Here is a 20,934-nt window from a genome sequence, read left to right as displayed (position 1 = left end):
GGGGGCGCCGTTCACATCTCAGCTGCATAACAGCTGGTCGAATAAGCCTTCGGTAAGTTGTCTGAGGGGTGGCTCGGATGTGAAGATCCGGTGCGAACGAACCTCGATGTGGTTTGCATCGAGAGAAACGTTCTTCCGGGCCTGCCGTGGTCCGGAGACTTCGGGGGGCCGGAGTTCAGCGTTGAGTCCGGACTGAAACAGATCCGGGCACGCGCGTGGTTCCGGGCGCATGTCTCGCATGCGTTGGGTGTGGAAATGGTGGGCTGAACACGGTGGCGACCTCTCGCAACCCCGAGTCCAGTGCGCTCGTCTCCGCCTACCGCACCCTCGTGCCCGCGCGAGCGCGCCGCCGCATCGTCGCCGGCATCCCCCAGCCCGTCCGCCAGTCGGTGGCCCGCACCCTGGCCGGCGTCGACTCCGCCCGCTCCGCCGTCGTCGCCCGCGCCATCGGCGGACGCCGGGGCGGCTCGGACACCGAGCGCGGCGCCCTGCGGGTGATCCAGGACGGCGGCCGCCACCTGCGCGCCCTGGAGGTCCCCGGCATCACCGCCTGGGCCGCCCGCGCCCGCAACCTCCACCTCCTCGTCGGCCTCCTGGAGGACGCCGGCATCGAGTACTTCTGCGTCCGCGGCACCGCCCAGGGCGTGCCCGCCGTCGCCGTCCCCGCCCGGCTCCGCGAGGAGACCGAGGACCTGCTCGCGTACGCCTTCGGACAGGAGCCCGGCTACGTCGGCGCCGGTCCCGGCGACATCCGCCCCGGCGAGGCCGCCGCGACCTGGCGGCGGCTGCGCTCCTCGAAGGTCCTGCGGGTCGCCTGGATCGTCTGCGACCCGACCGGCCGCCTCGTCTTCGGCGCCAAGCACGGCTGCGACCTGGAGTTCTGGGCCGAGGAGGACGGCGAGCTGATCGCCCCCCGCCCCAACCGGGTGGTCACCGAGACCGCCGCCGAGCCGCACACCGTCGAGGCGCCGCAGGCCCTCTTCAGCCCGGTGCCCGCGCAGTACACCACCGGCACGGCCCGCACCCTGCCCGAGTTCACCGCCCACCTGCCCGAGGACCACACCTTCCCGGTGGACGTCGTCTACACCTGGGTGGACGCCGACGACCCGGTCTGGCGCGGCACCAAGGACAGCACCCGCCGCCTCCTCGGCCTGGAGACGGCCGGCGGCCCCGCCCTGCACGAGCAGGCCGCCAACGACGCCCGCTTCACCAGCCGCGACGAGCTGCGCTACTCACTGCGCTCGATCCACCAGTACGCGCCCTGGGTGCGCAACGTCTTCCTGGTGACGGCCGGGCAGGTGCCCGGCTGGCTCGACCTCGACCACCCCGGCCTGAGGGTCGTCGACCACCAGGAGATCTTCTCCGACCCCTCGGCGCTGCCGACCTTCAACTCGCACGCCATCGAGAGCCAGCTCCACCACATCCACGACCTGTCGGAACACTTCCTCTACCTCAACGACGACGTGTTCTTCGCCCGGCCGACCAGCCTCGGGCACTTCTTCCACGCCAACGGACTCAGCAAGTTCTTCATGTCCAAGGCGCTCATCCCGACCGGCCGCGCCCTCCCCGGCGACCTCCCGGTCAACGCCGCCGGCAAGAACAGCCGCGGCCTGATCGCCCAGCAGTTCGGCACCTTCGTCTCGCAGAAGATGAAGCACACCCCGCACGCCCTGCGCCGCTCCGTCCTCGCCGAGATCGAGCACACCTACCCGCGCGCCCACTGGACCACCCAGCACGCGCGCTTCCGCTCGCCGCAGGACGTGCCCATCGCCTCCTCGCTGCACCACTACTTCGCCTACCACTCGGCCCGCGCCACCGTCGGCGACCTGCGCTACGTCTACATCGACATCGGCGACCGGGGGGCCCAGCAGCGCCTCGACCGGCTCGTCGCACGGCGCGACTTCGACACCTTCTGCATCAACGACACCGTCGTGCCCGAGGACCCCGCCGCGCAGGAGCGCATGGTGCGGCGCTTCCTCGACGACTACTTCCCGGTGCCGAGCCCGTACGAGCGCACGGACGCCGTGGGGCTCCCCACCCGCCGAACCACCGACCTGGGACGTACGCAGCCATGACTTCAGTCCGCTATCGACTCGGGCGGCTGCGCCGCGCCCTCATCACCTGGGCCGTGGTCCGCAGGGCCTGGCTCATGCAGAGCTTCTTCCTGCCCGTGCGCCGCAACAGCGGGGCCAAGCTCCGGTACGCCGCCCTGCTGGACGGCCAGACCGTGAACCTGCACGCCGAGCTGCCCGCCTCCGCCGCCGTCCCGCGCGAGGCCGAGATCGAGCTGCGCCGGGGGCTGCGCGGCCGGCACCGCGTCCCCGCCCGGGTGTACCAGGACCGCGACGGCTCCGTGCTCATGGACGCGGCCGTGCTCCTCGGCGACGAGGTCGGCGGCCTCCCGATCGAGACCGGCCGCTGGAAGCTCCGGCTCCTGCTGCACGACCGCAGGTCCCAGCGGCTGCCGCTGCTCCTCCTCGAACCGCCCGTCCCCTACGGCGGCCCCACCAAGCCCATGAAGGCGTCGCCGATCACCGGCGACCGGCACCGCATCGGCCGCACCCTCACCGGCAACGCCCGCGTGGTCTCCGCCGAGGCCAGGCCCGCCGCCGAGATCACCCGGGTCGACCTCTCGCACTCCGGGCTCGTCGTCGACATCCGGGTCCTCGGCACCGAGGTCGGCGAGCCCTGGGCCGAGTTCAAGGAGAAGCGGCGCCGCATCTCGATGCCGCTCGACCGGATCGGCCCCGCCACCTGGCGCGTCGTCGTCCCGCTGGAGCAGATGCGGCTGCGCCGCGGGGTCGACCACTGGGACGTCTCGCTCTGCGACGCCGACGTCCGGCCGATGCGCTTCGGCCGGCGCCTGCACGACGTGCGCAACCCGCTGCGCGTCTTCGCGATCAAGGAGACGGTGGTCGCCCCGCGCGGCCTCGACCCCATGATCGTGCACCCCCGATACACCGCTGCCGGAAACTTCCGGGTCACCTGCAGCCGCATGCCCGAAGCCGGGCGGAGTGACTGAATGAAGATCACCTTTCTCCTGACCACCGCGGACGCCGTGGGAGGGACGGAACGAGCGGTCTTCAACCAGGCCGCCGAACTGGCCGGGCGCCACGACGTCCGGATCCTGAGCGTCTTCCGCAGCGAGCCGGAGCTCTTCTTCCCGCTCGACGAGCGGGTCCGCGTCGACTACCTCGTCGACCAGACCGGCCCGGCCCCGCGGCCGGTGCGCGCCGCCGGCCTCGACGGCACCGTCTACGCCGGGCTGGCCGCCCAGCCCAGCGCGCTCGTCGACCGCGCCTGGGAGGCGGCGTTCAACCGCCTGTCGGACCTCGAACTGGAGCTGCACCTCCAGGGCACCGACACCGACGTCCTCATCACGACCACCCCGGCCCTGATGGCCCTGGCGGTCCAGCTCGCCCCGGCCCGCGTCATCACCCTGCACCAGGAGCACCGCGTCTCCGAGCTGCGCGGCACCAGCGGCGAGCCCCTGCTCCGGTACGCCTCCCGGCTCGACGCCCTCGCCGTGCTCAGCGGCCGGACCCGCGACTGGTTCGCCGAGACCCTCGGCGCCGGCGCCCCCCGGATCGACGTCGTCCCCAACGCCCTCCCCGCCGGCTTCCGCCCCCGCTCCACCCTGGAGACCCGCACGGTCGTGATGGCCGGCCGGCTCGTCGGCGAGAAGCAGATCGACCACGCCCTGGAGGCCTGGGCGCTGCTCGCCCCGCACCACCCGGACTGGAGCCTGCGGATCTTCGGCGACGGCCCGCTCAGCGGCGCGCTGCGCCGGCAGGTCGCCCAGCTCGGCCTCTACGACTCCGTGCAGCTCAACGGCAACTCGCCGCACCTCGCCGAGGAATGGGCCAAGTCCAGCATCGCCCTGATGACCTCCCGCAACGAGGCCTTCCCCCTCGTCCTCATGGAGGCCCAGGCGGCGGGCGTGCCGATCGTCTCGTACGACTGCCCCAACGGCCCGCGCGAGATCATCCTCGACGGCGAGTCGGGCATCCTCGTCCCGCCCGGGGACGTCGAGGCGCTCGCCCGCCGGCTCAGCCTGCTCATGTCCGACCGCGAGCTGCGGCACCGGATGGGCGCCACGGCCCACTCCTCGATCACCCGCTTCGCGCCCGACGCCGTCACCGCGCAGTGGGAGTCGATCTTCCGGGAGCTCGTCGCCGAACGGGACAGCGGTGCCCGGGCGGTCCGGAAGGCCGACCGCCAGGCCGTCCACGCCGTCACCAGCGGACTCCAGGGCACGGCCACGCCCGCCACGCCCGCCCCGGCCAGCCAGCTCCGCACCGGCGAGCAGCGCGGCCTCGAACAGCGGATCGCCAAGCGGTTCCCCCAGCTCGTCCGGGACGGCGGGCAGCTCTGCCGGGTGACCGAGGCCGAGTCGCCCTTCGACATCGTCCACGCCAACCTCGCGCTGGCCGCCGACGCCCTGGAGGCGGCCGGCGTGCCGTACCTGGTGGTGCGCGACACCAAGGTCCGCAACTCGGTCGCCGTGCACGCCTCGTACCGCGAGACGGTCGTCAAGGCGCTCACCGAGCGGTACCGCGACGAGCCGGTGTACGTCGCGCTGCTCAACGAGCGGGACACCGCGGTGAGCACGGTGCTCGCCGGGCTGCTGGAGCGGGTCGCCGAGCAGCCGCACGCCGCCCTGCGGGTGTACGGCAGCGCGGTGTCGCTCTCGCGCACCGCCCGCTTCGGCGCCGTGTACGGCTGCACCATCGCCTTCTGGGACGTCGACCCCGAGGACCCGGACGTCTTCGTCTCGCCGAACCGCACGCTCATCGGCGACCGGATCCCCAAGGCCGCGATGACGCCGGCCTCGACGACCCACTCCGGCCGGGTGTTCCCGACCATCAAGCCGTTCGCGCACCCGCTGCACGGCGAGGTGACCTTCCCCGTCGACGCCGTCTACACCTGGGTGGACGGCTCCGACGTCGCCTGGCTGGAGCGCAAGAACCAGGTCCTCTCCCAGCTGGGCCTGGAGACCGTCGACGCGGCGGCGAGCGCCGCCCGCTTCCGCAGCCGCGACGAACTCCGCTACTCGCTGCGGTCCATCGACATGTACGCCCCGTGGATCCGGAACATCTACATCGTGACGGACCGTCAGGCGCCCGCCTGGCTCGACCAGTCGCACCACCGGATACGCGTCGTCGACCACACCGAGATCTTCGGCGACCGCGGCGCGCTGCCCACCTTCAACTCGCACGCCATCGAGAGCCAGCTCCACAACATCGAGGGCCTCTCCGAGCACTTCCTCTACTTCAACGACGACTTCTTCATCGGTCGCACGGTCCTGCCCAGCCTCTTCTTCGCGGCCAACGGGCAGGCCAAGCACTTCCAGTCGCCGACGGCGATCCCGATGGTGCCGCCGAACGCCCAGGACGACTTCAACATCAGCGCCGCCAAGAACAACCGCGCGCTGATCTACGACAGCTTCGGCCAGGTCCTCACGCACGCCTTCCTGCACGCCCCGTACGCGCTGCGGCGCAGCGTCATGGAGGACCTGACGGAGTCGTACCCGGAGTGGGTGGCGGGGACGGCCGCGAGCCGGCTGCGCAGCCACACGGACGTGTCCATCGCGTCCTCGCTGCACCACTACCACGGGTACCACACCGGCTTCTCGGTGCCGGGGAGCATCTCCTGCGGCTTCGTCAACGTGGGCCTGAGCGAGCACCGGGCACGGCTCAACCGGCTGCTGATCACCCGGCCGAACGACGTCTTCTGCCTGAACGACTTCCACGACGGGGACGTGTCGGCGGACGAGCAGGACGCGATCCTCGCGGCGTTCCTGCCGAGCTACTTCCCGATCGCGAGCCAGTTCGAGTACGGGTCGCCGCGCAGCCGGCGCTACCACTCCGGCCTGCTTCCCGAGTGGCCGCTGTGACCCCGTCGCCCCGTACGACAGAGGAGAGTTCGTGAGCAAGATCTGCATCATCGGCAACTCGGTCGCGGCCTCGCGCACCGAGAAGGAGGCGCCCTTCGCCGGCTGGGGGCAGTTCCTCAAGGAGTACGTCGGCATCTACCACGACGTGCGCAACTACGCGCGCGACGCGATGACCGCGCGGGCGTACTACACCGAGCGGTTCCTGACGCTGCTCAACCTGCTGGAGCCCGACGACATCGTGCTCGTGGACTTCGGCGGGGTCGAGCAGCGCATCGACAAGCCGGGGCTGTACCACACCCACCGCGAGCTGCGGGAGTACCTCCACCTGTACGTCGACGGCATCCGGGGGGAGGGGGCCCTCCCGGTCCTGCTGACCCCGGCGGCGCGCTGCGTCTTCGAGGCGGACGGCACGGTCGCCGACACCCGCGACGACTACCCCCGGGTGGTGCGCGAGGTCGCCGCGGAGACGGGCGCCCCCCTCGTCGACCTCAACGCGATGACCACGCGGATGCTCCAGGAGCTGGGCCCCCAGCGGGCCCGCCAGTACTACCGCTGGGTCGACGCCGGGGAGCACCCCAACCACCCCGACGGGCTGATCGACGCCTCGCACTTCAACGCGGCCGGCGCCCACGAGGTCGCCCGGCTGGTCGCCATCGGCCTCCACCACACGGGCGCCATGCCCTTCGGCATGGTGAACCAGGACGCGATCGCGGTCGCCCCGCAGTACCCGCCGCCGCTGACCGAGTTCACCGTGGAATCGCCCGAGCGGATCCTGCGGACCGCCCCGGGTCCCACCGCCGCGCCGGTCTTCACCGGCCCGCGGGCCGGGCAGGCGGTCAGCGCGATGCAGAAGTTCTGGGGCACGGCCGAGCCCGGCACCACCTACCTGGCCTTCTTCGAGCAGGGCGAGTACCTGGGCGGCACCCGCGTCAACGCCGAGGGCAAGTGGACCTGGCGGCGTGCGCTCAAGTGGACCGTCGGCGACCACGTGATCCAGGCCGTGGGCTTCACGGACGAGGGGCTGACCGCCTCGGCGTCCCACCCCTTCGCGGTACGGGGCCACGTCGACCCGCCGGTCGTCCTCGGGCCGCGCGAGGGCAGGATCAGCGGCCCCCGGCCCCGGTTCTCCGGGACGGCGACGCCGGGGGTCTCCCAGGTGATCGTCCTGGAGGGCGACCGCCTGATCGCGGCCGCCCCGGTCGCGAAGGACGGCACCTGGAAGGTGACGCACGAGCACGACTGGCGGCCGGGCACCTACACCGTCCAGTTCGTGGCGATCTTCAGCGCGCTGCACTCCGAGCCCGCGTCGTACACCCTGCGGGTGCACGGCGTGCCCGAGGACCACTGGATCCGGCGGTCCGCGCTGGCGGCCCGCCACGAGTGCGGGGAGAAGTGCGAGCACTTCCCCTTCGCCGGGCGCTGGTGACCCGGTAGCCGGGGGACGCGCGGAAGGGGCCGGTGGCTGTCGCCACCGGCCCCTTCACTCGTGCGCGCTACCGCTTACGCCGGGACGCTCGCCACGCCCTGCGCCAGGAAACGCTTGCCGTTGACGCGCTCGGAGACGCCCTCGCGGTCCAGGTACGGCGTGATGCCGCCCAGGTGGAAGGGCCAGCCCGCACCGGTGATCAGGCAGAGGTCGATGTCCTGCGCCTCGGCGACGACGCCCTCCTCCAGCATGAGGCCGATCTCCTGCGCCACCGCGTCGAGGACGCGGTCGCGGACCTGCTGCTCGGTGAGGACGGTGTCGCCCTGCTTGAGCAGCGCGGCGACCTCGGGGTCGAGCTCCGGCTTGAAGCCGTTCTCCGGCTTGTAGACGTAGAAGCCGCGCTTGCCGGCCTCGACGACCGCCTTCAGGTTGGGGGAGACGGTGAAGCGCTCCGGGAAGGCGCGGTTCAGGGTCTCGGAGACGTGCAGGCCGATGGCGGGGCCCACGAGCTCCAGGAGGACCAGCGGGGACATCGGCAGGCCCAGCGGCTCGACCGCCTTCTCCGCCGTCTCCACCGAGGTGCCCTCGTCGATGACGTTCTGGATCTCGCCCATGAAGCGGGTGAGGATGCGGTTCACGACGAACGCCGGGGCGTCCTTGGTGAGGACCGCGGTCTTCTTCAGCTTCTTCGCCACGCCGAAGGCGGTGGCGAGGGAGGCGTCGTCGGTCCGCTCGCCCTTGACGATCTCCAGGAGCGGCAGGACGGCGACCGGGTTGAAGAAGTGGAAGCCGACCACGCGCTCCGGGTGCCGGAGCTTGGACGCCATCTCGGAGACCGACAGCGAGGAGGTGTTGGTGGCGAGGATCGCGTGCGCCGGGGCGACCGCCTCGACCTCCGCGAACACCTTCTGCTTGACGGACATCTCCTCGAACACGGCCTCGATGACGAAGTCCGCGTCCGCGAAGCCCTCGGCCTTGTCGAGGACGCCGGAGACCAGGCCCTTGAGACGGTTGGCCTTGTCCTGGTTGATGCGGCCCTTGCCGAGCAGCTTGTCGATCTCGCCGTGGACGTAGCCCACGCCCTTGTCGACGCGCTCCTGGTCGATGTCGGTCAGGACGACCGGCACCTCCAGGCGGCGCAGGAAGAGCAGGGCGAGCTGCGAGGCCATCAGACCGGCGCCGACGACGCCGACCTTGGTGACCGGGCGCGCCAGGGACTTGTCCGGGGCGCCGGCGGGGCGCTTGCCGCGCTTCTGCACCAGGTTGAAGGCGTAGATGCCGGAGCGGAGCTCGCCGCCCATGATCAGGTCCGCGAGGGCCTGGTCCTCGGCGTCGAAGCCCTTCTGGAGGTCGCCGTCCTTGGCGGCCTCGATGATGGCGAGGGCGCGGTAGGCGGCGGGGGCGGCGCCGTGCACCTTGGAGTCGGCGATCGCGCGGCCCTTGGCGACGGCGGCGTCCCAGCCCTCGCCCCGGTCGATCTCCGGGCGCTCGACGGCGACGGAGCCGTTCAGCACGCCGGCCGTCCAGACGAGCGACTGCTCCAGGAAGTCGGCGCCCTCGAAGAGCGCGTCGGCGATGCCGAGCTCGAAGACCTGCTTGCCCTTGAGCTGGCGGTTCTGGTTCAGCGAGTTCTCGATGATGACCTGGACGGCCTTCTCGGCGCCGATCAGGTTCGGGAGGATCGCGCAGCCGCCCCAGCCGGGCACCAGGCCGAGGAAGACCTCGGGGAGCGAGAAGGCCGGGAGGGCCTTCGACACGGTGCGGTAGGTGCAGTGCAGACCGACCTCGACGCCGCCGCCCATGGCCGCGCCGTTGTAGTACGCGAAGGTCGGCACGGCGAGCGCGGACAGGCGCTTGAAGACGTCGTGGCCGCCCTTGCCGATGGCGAGCGCCTCGTCGTGCTTCCTCAGCAGCTCGACGCCCTTGAGGTCGGCGCCGACCGCGAAGATGAACGGCTTGCCGGTGATGCCGGCGGCGACGATCTCACCGTTCGCGGCCTCGGCCTCGACCTGGTCGATCGCCGTGTTCAGGTTGGCCAGCGACTGCGGGCCGAAGGTGGTCGGCTTGGTGTGGTCGAAGCCGTTGTCCAGCGTGATCAGCGCGAACCGGCCCGCACCCGCGGGCAGTTCGAAGTGCCGGACGTGGGCCGAGGTCACGACCTCGTCCGGGAAGAGCTCGGCGGCGCCCTTCAGAAGCTCGGCGGTGGTGCTCACTTGCCCTCCCAGTGGGGGTTTTCCCAGATGACCGTGGCGCCCATGCCGAAGCCGACGCACATCGTGTTGAGGCCGTAGCGGACCTCCGGGTGCTCCTCGAACTGGCGGGCCAGCTGCGTCATCAGACGGACGCCGGAGGAGGCGAGCGGGTGACCGTAGGCGATCGCGCCGCCGTACTGGTTCACGCGGGCGTCGTCGTCGGCGATGCCGTAGTGCTCCAGGAAGGCGAGCACCTGGACCGCGAACGCCTCGTTGATCTCGAAGAGGCCGATGTCCTCGATGGACAGACCGGCCTGGGCGAGGGCCTTCTCGGTCGCCGGGATCGGGCCGTAGCCCATGACCTCGGGCTCCACGCCGGCGAAGGCGTAGGAGACGAGGCGCATCTTGACCGGGAGACCGTTCTCCCGGGCGAAGTCCTCGGAGGCGATGATCGAGGCGGTGGCGCCGTCGTTGAGACCGGCCGCGTTGCCCGCGGTGACGTTGCCGTGGACGCGGAACGGCGTCTTCAGGCCGGCCAGCGACTCCAGGGTGGTGCCCGGGCGCATCGGCTCGTCGGCGGTGACCAGGCCCCAGCCGGTCTCCCCGCCCGCCGGGTCGGTGCGGCGCACCGAGATCGGCACCAGGTCCTGCTGGATCTTGCCGTCGGCGTACGCCTTGGCGGCCTTCTCCTGCGAGCGCACGGCGTACTCGTCGGCGCGCCGCTTGGTGATGCTCGGGTAGCGGTCGTGCAGGTTCTCGGCGGTCATGCCCATGAAGAGGGCGGACTCGTCGACCAGCTTCTCGCTGACGAAGCGCGGGTTCGGGTCGACGCCCTCGCCCATGGGGTGACGGCCCATGTGCTCGACACCGCCGGCGATGACGGCGTCGTAGGCGCCGAAGGCGATGGAGCCGGCGACCGAGGTGACGGCGGTGAGGGCACCGGCGCACATGCGGTCGATGGAGTAGCCGGGCACCGACTGCGGGAGGCCCGCGAGGATGCCGGCGGTACGGCCGAGGGTGAGGCCCTGGTCGCCGATCTGGGTCGTCGCGGCGATCGCGACCTCGTCGATCTTCGCCGGGTCGAGGGCCGGGTTGCGGCGCAGCAGCTCCCGGATGGCCTTCACGACGAGGTCGTCGGCGCGGGTCTCGTGGTAGATGCCCTTCGGGCCCGCCTTGCCGAACGGGGTGCGGACGCCGTCGACGAAGACGACGTCCCTGACGGTACGAGGCACGATGGCTCTCCTCCAGGTGCGGGACGGCACTGCTGCGGCGCACACCACTAAGCGTGCGCTTGCTTCCTCCATGCTACTTGTGGGTAACCAGGCTGCCCACCCCCTGAGGGCCAAGCGGCGAAGGTCACATCCCCGGGCAGGCCGAAGCCCCCGGCGCCGAGGGGGTGCCGGGGGCTTCGGGTACGCGGCGGGACACGGGCTCAGCCCTTCGCCGCCAGCGCCTCCACCAGCAGCGGCGTCACCAGGCCGACCTGCCAGCGGCGGGCGCCGTGGGAGGTGAGGGCGGCGGCGACGGCGTCCGGGTCCGCCGCGGCGGGCGGCTCCCAGCAGATCCGGCGGACGGTGTCCGGGGTGATCAGGTTCTCCTGCGGGAGGCGCAGCCGCTCGGCGAGGCCCGTGACTCCGGTCCGGGCGGCGGCGAGGCGGGCGGCGGCGGCCGGGTCCTTGTCGGCCCAGGCGCGCGGCGGCGGAGGTCCGGCCGGCTGCTGGCCCGGCTGCGGCAGCTCGCTCTCGGGCAGCGCCCGGGCGCGGTCGACGGCGGCCTGCCACTGCTCCAGCTGGCGTCGGCCCATCCGGTGCCCGAAGCCGGGCAGGGCGGTGAGCGCGGCCACGTTCCCCGGCACGGCGAGCGCGGCCTCGATGATCGCCGCGTCGCTCAGCACCTTGCCGGGGGAGACGTCGCGCCGCTGGGCGATCCGGTCGCGGGCCGTCCACAGCTCCCGCACGATCGCCATCTGGCGGCGGCGGCGCACCTTGTGCATGCCGGAGGTGCGGCGCCACGGGTCCTTGCGCGGCGGGGCGGGCGGGGCGGCGGCGATGGCCTCGAACTCCTCGTGGGCCCACTCCAGCTTCCCCTGCCGGTCCAGCTCCTCCTCCAGCGCGTCGCGCAGGTCGACCAGGAGTTCGACGTCGAGGGCGGCGTAGCGCAGCCACGGGTCGGGGAGCGGGCGGGTCGACCAGTCCACCGCGGAGTGGCCCTTCTCCAGGGCGTAGCCGAGGACGGACTCGACCATCGCGCCGAGGCCGACGCGGGGGAAGCCCGCGAGCCGGCCGGCCAGCTCGGTGTCGAAGAGCGAGGAGGGGCGCATGCCTATGTCGCGCAGGCAGGGCAGGTCCTGGGTGGCGGCGTGCAGGATCCACTCGGTCCCGCCGAGGGCCTCGCCGAGACCGGAGAGGTCGGGGCAGCCGACGGGGTCGATCAGCGCGGAGCCCGCGCCCTCGCGGCGGAGCTGGACGAGATAGGCGCGCTGGCCGTAGCGGTACCCGGAGGCGCGCTCGGCGTCGACGGCGACGGGCCCGCGCCCGGCGGCGAAGGCGGCGATCACCCCGGCCAGGGCCTCGTCGCTCGCGACGACCGGCGGGATGCCCTCCCGGGGCTCCAGCAACGGGATCGGAAGCCCATTCACAGGGACGTCGTCGTCCGGGGGGCCGCCCCCGGTGGTGCGCAGTGCGGTGTCTGCTGCGGTCTCTTGGGCGTCGGTCACCTGTCAAGGGTATCCGCCGACGGCAAGCGCCCGCCGTCGGAACGTTCCGACGGCGGGCGCCTGCCGACGGAACGTTCCGTCGACAGGCGCCATGTTTCCGTCAGGCCGGTGTCAGTGGATGATCCCGGTCCGCAGCGCCACGGCGACCATGCCGGCCCGGTCGCCGGTGCCCAGCTTGCGGGCGATCCGGGCGAGGTGGCTCTTCACGGTGAGCGCCGAGAGGCCCATGGAGACGCCGATGGCCTTGTTGGACTGGCCCTCCGCGACCAGCCGGAGCACCTCGACCTCGCGGCCGGAGAGCTCGCGGTAGCCGCCCGGGTGGCTCGGGGCACCCGGGGGGCGGCGGTGGCCGAGCCGGGCGGCCGCGGCGCCGATGGGCGCGGCGCCGGGACGCGTCGGGTGGCCGATATTGGTCCGCGTGCCGGTGACGACGTAGCCCTTCACGCCGCCGGCGAGCGCGTTGCGCACCGCGCCGATGTCGTCGGCGGCCGAGAGGGCGAGGCCGTTGGGCCAGCCGGCGGCGCGGGTCTCGGACAGCAGGGTGAGGCCGCTGCCGTCGGGAAGGTGGACGTCGGCCACGCAGATGTCGCGCGGGTTGCCGACGCGGGGACGGGCCTCCGCGATGGACGACGCCTCGATCACGTCCCGTACGCCGAGCGCCCACAGGTGACGGGTGACGGTGGAGCGGACGCGCGGGTCGGCCACGACGACCATGGCCGTCGGCTTGTTCGGGCGGTAGGCGACCAGGCTGGCGGGCTGCTCGAGCAGAACGGACACTCGGCCTCCTGAGGGTGAAGGGGAGGGGACGGAGTCGGCTCGGGGAAGAAGCCGGGGGTGGACCCCGCTGCCGAAGGGGTCAATGACTCTTTCGGCAGCGGGGCCGCCCGCCTTTAGGGAAAGATCACGATTTAGTGAGTAACAATTAGGGCAATTCGGACGGGCGATCGATCATCCTACGAGCGGCCCCCGCTCTCTCACCCCCACGGGGGACCCCGTACGAATGCGAGAAGGGGCCCCGGAGGGCCCCTCTCACACACCTGTCCGCACCCCGCTCAGGCCCCCTGCGGCCCCCGGCGCTGGGGCAGCGAGACGACCCCCGCCCCCGACACCGTCCCCGTCGGACCCGGCGGCCCCGCCGGGCCCGTCGCGCCCGGCGGGTCGGCCGGGGCCGGCGGCAGGCCCGCGATCTGGCACAGCAGGTCGGACCAGGCCGCCAGGTGCGCCGCCGCGTCCGGCACCCCGCCCAGCCCCTCCCTGGGCGTCCAGGACGCCCGGATCTCGATCTGGGTGGCGGGCCGCCGCTCCGCGAGCCCGCCGAAGTAGTGCGAGCCCGCCATCGTCACCGTCCCGCTCGCCTCCCCGTACGCGAGCCCGCGCGCCTCCAGCGCCCCGGTCAGCCACGACCAGCACACCTCCGGCAGCAGCGGGTCCGCCGCCATCTCCGGCTCCAGCTCCGCCCGCACCAGCGTCACCAGCCGGAAGGTGCCCTTCCACGCCTCGTGGCCCGCCGGATCGTGCAGCAGCACGAGCCGCCCGTCCGCGAGGTCCTCCTCGCCGTCGACGACCGCGGCCTCCACCGCGTACGCGTACGGCGCGAGCCGCTGCGGCGGCCGGGTCGGCTCGACCTCCATCTCGGACCGCAGCCGTGCCGTCCGCAAGGCGTCCACCGCCCGCCGGAACGCCGGCGGCACCGGTGTCCCCGCCGTACTGTCCGCCTCGTCGCCCGTCCCTCGAATGCCGTCGGAATGATCGGAAAAATGTCCCTGAGCCGCAGCCATGCGGGGAAGAGTAGGCGGAACGGGGCCGCCATGCGGGGAGGGACACCCGCCCGGCACGAGCGGCTTCCGGCCACATGCGAAGATTTGGGCGTGAGCGCCATCAACAGCCCGACGGGCCAGCAGACGAAGCAGCAGTCGCGGACGTACGACTCCGCGTTCCTCAAGGCGTGCCGGCGCGAGCCCGTGCCCCACACCCCGGTCTGGTTCATGCGGCAGGCGGGGCGCTCCCTCCCCGAGTACCTGAAGGTCCGCGAGGGCATCCCCATGCTGGAGTCCTGCATGCGGCCCGAGCTGGTCAAGGAGATCACCCTCCAGCCCGTCCGCCGCCACGGGGTCGACGCCGCGATCTTCTTCAGCGACATCGTCGTCCCGCTCAAGGCCATCGGCGTCGACCTCGACATCAAGCCCGGCGTCGGGCCCGTCGTCGCCGAGCCGATCCGCACCCGCGCCGACCTCGACCGGCTGCGCGACCTCACCCCCGACGACGTGCGCTACGTCACCGAGGCCATCGGCATGCTCACCGAGGAACTCGGAGACACCCCGCTCATCGGCTTCGCCGGCGCGCCCTTCACCCTCGCGAGCTACCTCGTCGAGGGCGGCCCGTCCCGCAACCACGAGCACACCAAGGCGCTCATGTACGGCGACCCGCAGCTCTGGGCCGACCTCCTGGACCGCCTCGCCGGGATCACCTCCGCCTTCCTCAAGGTGCAGATCGAGGCCGGTGCCTCCGCGATCCAGCTCTTCGACTCCTGGGTCGGCGCCCTCGCCCCCGCCGACTACCGCCGCTCGATCCTCCCGGCGTCCGCCAAGGTCTTCGACGCGGTCGCCGGCTACGGCGTCCCGCGCATCCACTTCGGCGTCGGCACCGGCGAGCTCCTCGGCCTCATGGGCGAGGCCGGCGCGGACGTCGTCGGCGTCGACTGGCGCGTCCCGCTCGACGAGGCCGCCCGCCGCGTCGGCCCCGGCAAGGCCCTCCAGGGCAACCTGGACCCGGCCGTCCTCTTCGCCTCCACCGAGGTCGTCGAGGCCAAGACCGACGAGGTCCTGGCCGCCGCGAAGGGCCTGGAGGGACACGTCTTCAACCTGGGCCACGGCGTCATGCCGTCGATGGACCCGGACGCCCTCAGCCGCCTCGTCGCGTACGTGCACGAGCGCACGGCGGTCTGAGGCCCCCTCGGCGCGGCGGCGGGGTCAGCCCGCCGCCCGCACCGCCGCCACCGCCTTGCGGGCCGCGACCAGCACCGGGTCCCACACCGGCGAGAACGGCGGCGCGTACCCCAGGTCCAGCGCCGCCATCCGCTCCACCGTCATCCCGGCGGTCAGCGCCACCGCCGCGACGTCCACCCGCTTCGCCGCGCCCTCCCGGCCCACGATCTGCGTCCCGAGCAGCCGCCCGGTCCGCCGCTCGGCCAGCATCTTCACCGTCATCGGCGCCGCCCCCGGGTAGTAGCCCGCCCGGCTCGTCGACTCCACGGTCACCGTCACGTACCGCAGCCCGGCCTCCCGGGCCTCCTTCTCGCGCAACCCCGTCCGGGCGATCTCCAGGTCGCAGACCTTCGACACCGCCGTCCCCACCACCCCGGGGAAGGTCGCGTAGTCACCGCCCACGTTCGAGCCGATGACCTGCCCCTGCTTGTTGGCGTGCGTCCCCAGCGGCACGTGCCGCTCGCGGCCCGACACCAGGTCCAGCACCTCCACGCAGTCCCCGCCCGCCCACACGTTCTCGTGCCCCCGCACCCGCATCGCCAGGTCGGTCAGCAGCCCGCCGTGCGCGCCGAGCGGCAGCCCCGCCGCCTCCGCCAGCGAGGTCTCCGGCACCACGCCCGTCCCCAGCACCACCACGTCCGCCGGGTACTCGTCCGTGTCCGTGGCCACCGCCCGGACCCGCCCCGCGTCGTCGGTGAGGACCTTCGTCACCGCCGCGGAGCCGACCGTCCGGATCCCCAGCCCGTCCATCGCCTCGCGCACCAGCCGGCCCATGTCCGGGTCGAGCGTGGCCATCGGCTGCTCGCCCCGGTTGAGGACCGTCACCTCGTAGCCCCGGTTCAGCAGCGCCTCGGCCATCTCCACGCCGATGTACCCGGCGCCGACCACCACCGCCCGCCGCCCCGCCGCCCCGGCCAGCGAGTCCAGCAGCGCCTGCCCGTCCTCCAGCGTCTGCACCCCGTGCACGCCCGCCGCGTCGATCCCCGGCACCGCCGGCCGGGCCGGCCGCGCGCCGGTCGCGATCACCAGCTTGTCGAAGTCCGTCCACGTCTCCGTCCCGGCCTCCAGGTCCCTGGCCAGAACGCGCTGCCCGGCCAGGTCGATCTCCGTCACCTCGGTCCGCGTCCGCAGGCCGATCCCGCGCGCCCGGTGCTCCTCGGGGGAGCGGGCGACCAGCTCCTCCCGCCCCGCCACGTCGCCCCCGACCCAGTACGGGATCCCGCAGGCCGAGTACGAGGAGAACCGGCCCCGCTCGAAGGCCGTGATCTCCAGCTCTTCCGGCCCCTTGAGCCTGCGCGCCTGCGACGCGGCGGACATGCCCGCCGCGTCGCCGCCGATGACCACCAGTCGTTCGCTCATGCGTCCACGCTACGGCGCCGGGGCCGCCTCGTCCGGCTCCCCGTCGGACAGCGGCGGCCCCGCCGCGTCCGTCCGCCCCGGCTGCCCCGGTACGGAGGCGGGGACGGGCGCCGGCACCGGAGCCGTACGGGAGGACCGGGCCGCGCGGCGCGGGCGCACGACCCACCGCCACACCGCGTACCCGCCCAGCGCCACCGCCAGCCACGGCGCGAGCGCCGCGAGCACCACCAGGGTCCAGGCGACCACCGCGACCAGCGCGTCCCAGCCGCCCCCGAGGGCGTCGCCGACGGCCGGGCGGCTGTCGTCGGTCACCTCGTCCCCGACCGTCACCCGCTCCTTCTCGCGCAGGTCCAGGGTGATCGTCGCCAGCGAGGTCCGGTCCTTCAGCGACGCCTGCCGGGCCAGCAGCGCCTCCAGGTCCGCCTGCCGCCGGCTCAGCTCCCCCTCCAGGGTCACCACGTCGGCCAGCCGCTCCGCCCGGTCCATCAGCGCCCGGACCCGCGCCACGCTGGCCCGCTGAGTGGCGATCCGGCTCTCCACGTCGACGACCTGGTCGGTGACGTCCTGTGCCTCCGCCCGGCGGGCCAGCACCTTCCCGGTGCCGGCCAGGTCGGAGAGAACCCCGTCGTACCGGTCCTGCGGCACCCGCAGCACCATGTTCGCGCCGTCGTACCGGTCGTCCACGCGCTGCGTCGTCTCCGACTGCACCCGGCCCCCGGCGGCGGCCACCACCGCCCGCACCCGGTCGGCGGCGGGCGCCACGCGGTCCACCTCCACCGAGAGCGAGGCGGTACGGATCACGTGCTGCGCGGCCGGCGCCTCCGACGCGCCCGGCTTCGACGCGTCCGCCTTCGAGGCCGCCGCGGCGGACGGATCCGCCTTCGAGCCCGCCGCACTCCCCGCGCCGCCGGTGCTCCCCTCCTGCCGGGCCGCGTCCGGCGCGGCCTCCGCCGCCGCGCCCTTGGCGTCGGCGGCCCCGTCCGGGCCGCCGCCCGCGCAGCCCGCCACCAGCAGCGAGGCCGCGAGCAGCAGCGCCGCCCCCGCCCGTCTCCGCCCGACTGTCCCGACCGTCCTGTCCGACTTGCGCACCGCGTCCCCCTGGGGCCGTTGGAACCGACGTCCCTAGGACGTGCGGGACCCGCCGCCGGTTTGCCCCCCGGGGTAGCGATGCGGTCACGGTCCGGCCTCGGAACGGGACGACGGGGGCGGTTTGAGAGAGTGGTGCCATGAACGCGGACACCACGGGACCCCACGCCGGACCCCACGCCGTCGTCGTCGGCGGCGGCATCACCGGCCTCGCCGCCGCCCTCCGGCTGCTCGCCGCCGGCGCGCGCGTCACCCTCCTGGAGGCCGACGGCCGGCTCGGCGGCAAGCTGCTCGCCGGGGAGATCGCCGGCGCCCCCGTGGACCTCGGCGCCGAGTCCCTGCTCGCCCGCCGCCCCGAGGCCGTCGCCCTCGCCGAGGCCGTCGGCCTCGGCGACCGGCTCCAGCCGCCCGCCACCACCACCGCCTCCGTCTGGTCCCGCGGCCGGCTCGTCCCCATGCCCAAGGGCCACGTCATGGGCGTCCCCGGCACCGCCGACGCCGTCGCCGGACTCCTCTCCGAGGAGGCCCTGCGCAGGATCGGCCACGACCAGGAGCTCCCGCCCACCGAGCTGGGCGACGACACCGCCATCGGCGCGTACGTCGCCGAGCGGATGGGCCACGAGGTCGTCGACCGGCTCGTCGAACCCCTCCTCGGCGGCGTCTACGCCGGCGACGCCTACCGCATCTCGATGAAGGCCGCCGTCCCCGCGCTCTTCGAGGCCGCCCGCCGCCACCCCAGCCTCACCGCCGCCGTCCGCGCCGTGCAGGCCGCGGGCGCGGCAGTCCCCGCCGACGCCGCGGGCGCCGCCACCGGCCTCGGCGGATCCGCCTTCGCCGGCCTCGACGGCGGCGTCGGCACCCTCCCCGGCGCCGTCGCCGACGCCGTCCGCGCCGCCGGCGGCACCCTCCTCACCGGCACCCCCGCCACCGCGCTGCTCCGCTCCGGCGCCACCGGCTGGCGGGTCGTCACCCGGGAGCGGACCCTCGACGCGGACGCCGTCGTCCTCGCCGTCCCCGCCCCCGTCGCCGCCGGCCTCCTCGGCGGGCACGCCCCCGAGGCCGCCGCGCTCCTCGACGGGATCGACTACGCCTCCATGGCCCTGGTCACGCTCGCCTTCCGCCGCGCCGACCTGCCGGAGCTGCCCGGCTCCGGCTTCCTCGTCCCGCCCGTCGACGGCCACACCATCAAGGCGTCCACCTTCTCCAGCCAGAAGTGGCGCTGGGTCGGCGAGGCCGCCCCCGAGCTCTTCGTGCTCCGCACCTCCGTCGGCCGGCACGGCGAGGAGGCGCAGTTCCACCGCGACGACGAGGACCTGACCGCCGCCTCCCTCAAGGACCTCGGCGCCGCCACCGGCCTCACCGCCCGGCCCGTCGCCACCACCGTCACCCGCTGGGCCGGCGGCCTGCCGCAGTACCCCGTCGGGCACCTGGAGCGGGTCGCCCGGGCCCGCGCCGCCCTCGCCGGCCTGCCCGGACTGCGCCTCGCGGGCGCCGCCTACGACGGCGTCGGCATCCCCGCCTGCGTCGCCTCGGCGCACCGCGCGGCGGACGCCGTGGCCGACGAGATGATCGCCACGTCGGAAACGGGGCACCCCGGTGCGGGGCACTCCTCGTGACGGGCGAGAATAGGCGTATGAGTGCGCCCGAAAAGATCCCGAACGCCGGTAAGAAGGCGAAGGACCTCAACGAGGTCATCCGCTACACCCTGTGGTCCGTCTTCAAGCTGCGCGACGTCCTGCCCGCCGACCGGACCGGCTACGCCGACGAGGTCCAGGAGCTCTTCGACAAGCTGGCGGCGGAGGACGTCACCGTCCGCGGCACGTACGACCTCTCCGGTCTGCGCGCCGACGCCGACGTCATGATCTGGTGGCACGCCGAGACGAGCGACGAGCTCCAGACGGCGTACAACCTCTTCCGCCGCACGAAGCTGGGCCGCGCCCTGGAGCCGGTCTGGTCGAACATGGCGCTGCACCGCCCGGCCGAGTTCAACAAGTCGCACATCCCGGCCTTCCTGGCCGACGAGACCCCGCGCGACTACGTCTCGGTCTACCCCTTCGTCCGCTCCTACGACTGGTACCTGCTGCCGGACGAGGACCGCCGCCGGATGCTCGCCGACCACGGCAAGATGGCCCGCGGCTACCCCGACGTCCGGGCCAACACCGTCGCCTCCTTCTCGCTCGGCGACTACGAGTGGCTCCTCGCCTTCGAGGCCGACGAGCTGCACCGCATCGTGGACCTCATGCGCCACCTGCGCGCCTCCGAGGCCCGGATGCACGTCCGCGAGGAGGTCCCCTTCTACACCGGCCGCCGCAAGAGCGTCGCGGACCTGGTGGCGGGCCTGGCCTGACGGCCGCCCCACGACCTGGTGGCGCCCCGGCTCCCAGCCGGGGCGTTCGCCCCTCGACCCGGAAGATCAGACGGCCGCCACGCCATGGCAGGCCGCTCCAGCGACACCGGGTCCGGCACCGGGTGCGGCGCGCGCGAGCGCGCCGCACCGGCGTCCCCTCCCTCCCCCCCCGGTCCCCTACGGGGCCCCCAGCGCGGCCCGCAGCTCCGGCTCCAGCACCGCCGGCCCCCGGGTGGCGAGCGCCGTGAGCAGATCCTCCGCCGACAGCCCCGCGAGCAGCCGCTGACCGGCGTGCGAGGCCCACGGGCCGTACGGATACGACTCCGTCCGCCCGATCAGCAGACAGAGCCCCGAGGCCGTCAGCGGCAGCGCGAACCCGGCGAGCGCCCGCACCCGCTCCGCCTCCGGCACCAGCGGCACCGCGACCGCCCCCAGCGCCAGCGCCAGCAGGAACGCCCCCCGCACCGCCCGCAGCCCCGCCGCGACCTCCCGCCGGCCCGGCGCCGGCACCGCGAGCCCCCGCGCCACCAGCCCCTCCTCGATCCGGCGTACGCACGGGGCGGCGGCGACGGCGGGCCGCAGCCCCGGCACCGGCGCCTGGCCGCCCGGACCGATCGCGCCGAGCACCGCCCGCTCCAGCTCGTCCCCGCCGCCGGAGCCGTCGACGACGGTGGCCCAGCCGGTGTGCGCGAGCAGCAGCCGCCGGGCCCGGTGCATCGACACCAGCGTCAGCTCCGTGACCCGCCCGGGACCCCCGGCGAGGAACGCCGCCTCGCCCAGGGTCAGTTCACCGCCCCCGGCCGTCCCCGCGGGGGACCCGCCGGCGGCGATCGAGGCCCGGCAGAGCCGGGCGCAGGCGACGGCGGTCACGACGCCGGCGACGAGGAGCAGCGGGATCCACACCATGATCGAGTTGTACGTCAGGGCC

The 20,934-nt window shown here is 73.8% G+C and carries 15 protein-coding genes; 7 read left to right on the top strand and 8 right to left on the bottom strand.

The window, feature by feature from the left end; genetic code table 11:
• Nucleotides 1-272 precede the first annotated feature (272 nt).
• Genes ACF1ED_RS16685 through ACF1ED_RS16670 form a run of 4 tightly spaced genes read left to right on the top strand, consistent with a single transcriptional unit; the run spans nt 273 to nt 7,322 of the window.
• Nucleotides 273-2,075: a stealth family protein gene (locus tag ACF1ED_RS16685; protein ID WP_391761007.1), complete on the top strand. Its 1,803-nt coding sequence runs from the start codon at nt 273-275 to the stop codon at nt 2,073-2,075.
• On the top strand, nt 2,072-3,022 hold the full coding sequence (locus tag ACF1ED_RS16680) for a hypothetical protein (RefSeq protein WP_391761005.1): 951 nt from the start codon (nt 2,072-2,074) through the stop codon (nt 3,020-3,022). The genes ACF1ED_RS16685 and ACF1ED_RS16680 overlap by 4 nt, the downstream gene beginning before the upstream one ends.
• Complete coding sequence (locus tag ACF1ED_RS16675; RefSeq protein ID WP_391761003.1) at nt 3,023-5,896, top strand: stealth conserved region 3 domain-containing protein; 2,874 nt, start codon at nt 3,023-3,025, stop codon at nt 5,894-5,896.
• 31 nt (nt 5,897-5,927) lie between these two features.
• Entirely contained in the window at nt 5,928-7,322 is a 1,395-nt protein-coding gene (locus tag ACF1ED_RS16670; protein WP_391761001.1) for a GDSL-type esterase/lipase family protein, read from the top strand.
• Nucleotides 7,323-7,396: 74 nt separating this feature from the next.
• On the opposite strand, the gene ACF1ED_RS16665 is transcribed toward ACF1ED_RS16670, so the two are convergent.
• From ACF1ED_RS16665 to ACF1ED_RS16645, 5 genes are all read right to left on the bottom strand, one after another.
• Nucleotides 7,397-9,535: a 3-hydroxyacyl-CoA dehydrogenase NAD-binding domain-containing protein gene (locus ACF1ED_RS16665; RefSeq protein ID WP_391760999.1), complete on the bottom strand. Its 2,139-nt coding sequence runs from the start codon at nt 9,533-9,535 to the stop codon at nt 7,397-7,399.
• The gene (locus tag ACF1ED_RS16660; protein WP_391760997.1) at nt 9,532-10,746 is read right to left on the bottom strand and encodes a thiolase family protein; all 1,215 of its coding nucleotides are present in this window, start codon (nt 10,744-10,746) and stop codon (nt 9,532-9,534) included. The genes ACF1ED_RS16665 and ACF1ED_RS16660 overlap by 4 nt, the downstream gene beginning before the upstream one ends.
• 200 nt (nt 10,747-10,946) lie before the next feature.
• Complete coding sequence (locus ACF1ED_RS16655) at nt 10,947-12,230, bottom strand: HRDC domain-containing protein (protein ID WP_391760996.1); 1,284 nt, start codon at nt 12,228-12,230, stop codon at nt 10,947-10,949.
• A gap of 111 nt (nt 12,231-12,341) precedes the next feature.
• Nucleotides 12,342-13,007, bottom strand: coding sequence for a response regulator transcription factor (locus ACF1ED_RS16650; protein ID WP_015037008.1), 666 nt, complete (start codon nt 13,005-13,007; stop codon nt 12,342-12,344).
• A 275-nt stretch (nt 13,008-13,282) separates the two neighbouring features.
• Nucleotides 13,283-14,008: a DUF3000 domain-containing protein gene (locus ACF1ED_RS16645; RefSeq protein ID WP_391760995.1), complete on the bottom strand. Its 726-nt coding sequence runs from the start codon at nt 14,006-14,008 to the stop codon at nt 13,283-13,285.
• Nucleotides 14,009-14,098: 90 nt separating this feature from the next.
• Here ACF1ED_RS16645 and hemE point away from each other — a divergent pair, with 90 nt between their 5' ends.
• Nucleotides 14,099-15,175 carry a uroporphyrinogen decarboxylase gene (gene hemE / locus ACF1ED_RS16640; protein ID WP_391760994.1) on the top strand — a complete coding sequence of 359 codons (1,077 nt, stop codon included), beginning with the start codon at nt 14,099-14,101 and terminating at the stop codon, nt 15,173-15,175.
• Nucleotides 15,176-15,199: 24 nt separating this feature from the next.
• Here the strand turns inward: hemE and ACF1ED_RS16635 are convergent, their stop codons facing one another.
• Together ACF1ED_RS16635 and ACF1ED_RS16630 are read right to left on the bottom strand one after the other, a co-directional pair.
• Nucleotides 15,200-16,573, bottom strand: a complete 1,374-nt coding sequence (locus ACF1ED_RS16635; protein ID WP_391760992.1) for an FAD-dependent oxidoreductase — start codon at nt 16,571-16,573, stop codon at nt 15,200-15,202.
• A gap of 9 nt (nt 16,574-16,582) precedes the next feature.
• Entirely contained in the window at nt 16,583-17,662 is a 1,080-nt protein-coding gene (locus ACF1ED_RS16630) for a DUF4349 domain-containing protein (protein WP_391760990.1), read from the bottom strand.
• A gap of 137 nt (nt 17,663-17,799) precedes the next feature.
• On the opposite strand from ACF1ED_RS16630, the gene hemG reads away from it, so the two are divergent.
• Both hemG and hemQ read left to right on the top strand, forming a co-directional pair.
• Nucleotides 17,800-19,275, top strand: coding sequence for a protoporphyrinogen oxidase (hemG, locus tag ACF1ED_RS16625; protein ID WP_391760988.1), 1,476 nt, complete (start codon nt 17,800-17,802; stop codon nt 19,273-19,275).
• A gap of 17 nt (nt 19,276-19,292) precedes the next feature.
• Nucleotides 19,293-20,006 (top strand): hydrogen peroxide-dependent heme synthase, encoded by a 714-nt coding sequence (gene hemQ, locus ACF1ED_RS16620; RefSeq protein ID WP_360309326.1) that lies wholly within the window; start codon nt 19,293-19,295, stop codon nt 20,004-20,006.
• Between the two features lie 177 nt (nt 20,007-20,183).
• Here the strand turns inward: hemQ and ACF1ED_RS16615 are convergent, their stop codons facing one another.
• On the bottom strand, nt 20,184-20,912 hold the full coding sequence (locus ACF1ED_RS16615; RefSeq protein WP_391760985.1) for a TIGR04222 domain-containing membrane protein: 729 nt from the start codon (nt 20,910-20,912) through the stop codon (nt 20,184-20,186).
• Nucleotides 20,913-20,934: the final 22 nt, after the last annotated feature.

The organism is Streptomyces sp. NPDC014656 (assembly GCF_043084305.1).
Lineage (GTDB): Bacteria > Actinomycetota > Actinomycetes > Streptomycetales > Streptomycetaceae > Streptomyces.
Note: the sequence above shows the minus strand (reverse complement) of the source record. Positions and strands in the feature narration are given on the sequence as shown.